Genomic DNA, 2,881 nt, shown 5'->3' with positions numbered 1-2,881 from the left:
CTGCTCAAGACGCATGTCGGCACGCAGGCCCAGCTGGACGACGCCCAGACGGCGGTGCAGCAGGCCAACGCCGCCCTTGTCGGCGCCGACGCACAGATCGCCGCTGCGCAGGCCAATATCGGCGTGCTGCAGGCGCAGCGCGCGGAATCGGCAAGCACGCTGGCGTCCCTGCAGCTCAGCCACGATAAGGCCCTGCGCGATCTTTCCTTCACCGTGCTCAAGGCGCCTTATGACGGCGTCGTTGGCAACCGTTCCGTCGAGCAGGGCGACCTCGTCAGCCCCGGCCAGAAGCTCGCCGTCATCGTGCCGATGGACAAGCTCTACATCGTCGCCAACTTCAAGGAGACGCAGCTTGCCCGGCTGGTGCCCGGCGAGAAGGTCAAGATTTCGGTCGATGCGACCGACGGCCAGGACTTCGAGGGAACCGTCTCGTCGCTGGCCCCGGCTTCCGGCGCGGTGTTCTCGCTGCTGCCGCCCGAAAACGCCACCGGCAACTTCACCAAGGTGGTGCAGCGCGTTCCGGTCCGCATCGATGTGCCCGCCGACGTGCTGAAGAGCGGCAGGCTGCGCGCCGGCCTGAGCGTCATCGTCGCCGTCGACAGCCGCACCGCCCCATCCGGGTCGGGCTCAGTGGCATCGAACTGAGCGGTAGCCGGGGAGCAATGCCATGGCAACCGCAACCCTGACAGCAGGAGCGCCGCCGGCGAGGCCGGCTGTGCCTGACACCATCTCGACGCGGCGCGTCATCGCCTTCCTGGCGATGGTGTTCGGCATGTTCATGGCCATCCTGGACATCCAGATCGTCTCCGCCTCGCTAGCCGAGATCCAGGCCGGCCTGAGCGCCAGCTCCGACGAGATCCCGTGGGTGCAGACCGCCTATCTGATCGCCGAAGTGGTGATGATCCCGCTGTCGGGTTTCCTCAGCCGGATGCTGTCGACGCGCGTGCTGTTCACGATCTCCGCGGCAGGCTTCACCGCGGCCAGTGCGCTGGCGGCGACCGCCACCAACATCGACCAGATGATCGTCTACCGCGCCGTGCAGGGCTTTATCGGCGGCGGCATGATCCCGAGCGTCTTTGCTGCCGCCTTCACCATCTTCCCGCCCTCGCGCCGCGCCGTGGTATCGCCGATGATCGGCCTGGTGGCGACGCTGGCGCCGACCATCGGCCCGACCGTCGGCGGCTACATCAGCCATGCCATGTCCTGGCATTGGCTGTTCCTGGTCAATGTCGTGCCCGGCATCCTGGTGACGACGGCGGCCTGGACGTTGATCGACTTCGACAAGCCCAACCTCAAGCTGTTCAGCAAGTTCGACTGGTGGGGCCTCGCCGGCATGGCGGCCTTGCTAGGTTGTATGGAATATGTGCTGGAGGAAGGCCCCAACAATGACTGGCTGCAGGACCAGGGCGTGTTCATCTGCGCCATCGTCATGACCATTGGCGGGGTGCTGTTCTTCTGGCGCGTGTTCACCGCCGAGGAGCCGATCGTCGACCTGAAGGCGTTCACCAACATCAACTTCGCCTTCGGCTCGCTGTTTTCCTTCGTCATCGGCATCGGCCTCTACGGCCTGACCTATCTCTACCCGGTGTTCCTCGGGCGCATCCGTGGCTACGATTCGATGATGATCGGCGAGGCGTTGTTCGTCAGCGGTCTGGCCATGTTCTTCACCGCGCCGATCTCGGGCATCCTGTCCAACAAGATGGACCCGCGGTTGATGATGATGATCGGCTTCTTCGGCTTCGCCACCGGAACCTGGTGGATGACGCATCTGACCGCCGACTGGGATTTCTATGAGCTGCTCATCCCGCAGATCCTGCGCGGCTGTTCGATGATGCTGTGCATGGTGCCGATCAACAACATCGCACTCGGCACCTTGCCGCCGGAGCGGTTGAAGAATGCATCAGGCCTGTTCAACCTCACCCGCAACCTTGGCGGCGCCGTTGGCCTTGCCCTGATCAACACCGTGCTGATCGACCGCAACGCCTTCCACTACGCAAGGCTCTCCGAGCATGTGCAGTGGGGCAGTGAGGCCGCGCAGACCAAGCTGCAGAACATGACGCTCAATTTCGAGCAGACCCCCGGCCTGGACGCGACCAGTGCGGCCATCTCCAAGCTGTCGGGCATGGTCCAGCAGCAGGCGGCGTTGCTGTCCTTCATGGATGTGTTCTTCATGCTGACGGTTCTGTTTGCGACGCTTGGCCTGTTCACCATGCTGATCCGCAAGCCGGCTGCGGCCGGCGGTGGCGGCGGCGGGCATTGAACAGGAGATCCATACGCGGCAGCGGTTTCGGGAAGCTCCTCCAGTCCACGCCCGAAAAGCTCTGATCGCGCAAAAAACTCCGGGCCGCAAAGCCCGGAGTTTTTCGTTTCCGACTACGAATGCATGTTCTGTCGGCTGAAGGACTTCGGCCGCGTCACAACCCCTGCTGGTTATGAGTTCGGACCCAGATCAGATGGTCCAGGTCCAGTCGATCGGGTGGTTGAAGATCGGGGTGAACGTTACACCGACCGCCTCCATATCCCTGCGGCCGTCGACGACCATCTCCTTCAGGAGGTCCAACTGTGCCGCATGCTCGTCGGTGTCCCAGACGCTAACTTGCACGATCGAGCCCTTCGGCGAGACGCCCGCATAAAAGTGAAGGAGCCCCGGCAACCGTCTGATGGCCGGGATTATGTACTCCGAGGTCTTCTTGCTCGCGGCGTCGACCTCGGCGAACCGGCTCGGGTCGTAGCTGGCGCGCGAGACCCGGACGACGGCGGTTGTCGGCAATGACTCGGCCATGGTGGTTCTTTCGGTCATGGGGGACCTATCTCTTGGCAAATGTGAAACGGTCTTCCGTTCGCAATCACGTCAAAACAAAGAGATGGTTCTGTCAGGCCG

General features: G+C 63.4%; 3 protein-coding genes. 2 read left to right on the top strand and 1 reads right to left on the bottom strand.

Translation table 11 applies throughout. The features are described 5' to 3' along the window. Both EN935_RS29465 and EN935_RS29460 read left to right on the top strand, forming a co-directional pair. On the top strand, positions 1 to 645 hold a 645-nt coding region (locus EN935_RS29465), incomplete at its 5' end, for an HlyD family secretion protein (protein WP_164771425.1). A 22-nt stretch (positions 646 to 667) separates the two neighbouring features. Beyond that, positions 668 to 2,260, top strand: coding sequence for a DHA2 family efflux MFS transporter permease subunit (locus tag EN935_RS29460; protein WP_127263149.1), 1,593 nt, complete (start codon positions 668 to 670; stop codon positions 2,258 to 2,260). Between the two features lie 189 nt (positions 2,261 to 2,449). On the opposite strand, the gene EN935_RS29455 is transcribed toward EN935_RS29460, so the two are convergent. Beyond that, positions 2,450 to 2,800 (bottom strand): hypothetical protein, encoded by a 351-nt coding sequence (locus EN935_RS29455; protein WP_127263148.1) that lies wholly within the window; start codon positions 2,798 to 2,800, stop codon positions 2,450 to 2,452. Positions 2,801 to 2,881: the final 81 nt, after the last annotated feature.

The organism is Mesorhizobium sp. M7D.F.Ca.US.004.03.1.1, from assembly GCF_003998635.1.
Taxonomy (GTDB): domain Bacteria; phylum Pseudomonadota; class Alphaproteobacteria; order Rhizobiales; family Rhizobiaceae; genus Mesorhizobium; species Mesorhizobium loti.
Note: the sequence above shows the minus strand (reverse complement) of the source record. Positions and strands in the feature narration are given on the sequence as shown.

What these genes read in the sequence shown, in the direction of transcription:
- EN935_RS29460 (WP_127263149.1), top strand. Translation starts at nt 668, where the DNA reads ATGGCAACCGCAACCCTGACAGCAGGAGCGCCGCCGGCGAGGCCGGCT.
- EN935_RS29455 (WP_127263148.1), bottom strand. Translation starts at nt 2,800, where the DNA reads ATGACCGAAAGAACCACCATGGCCGAGTCATTGCCGACAACCGCCGTC.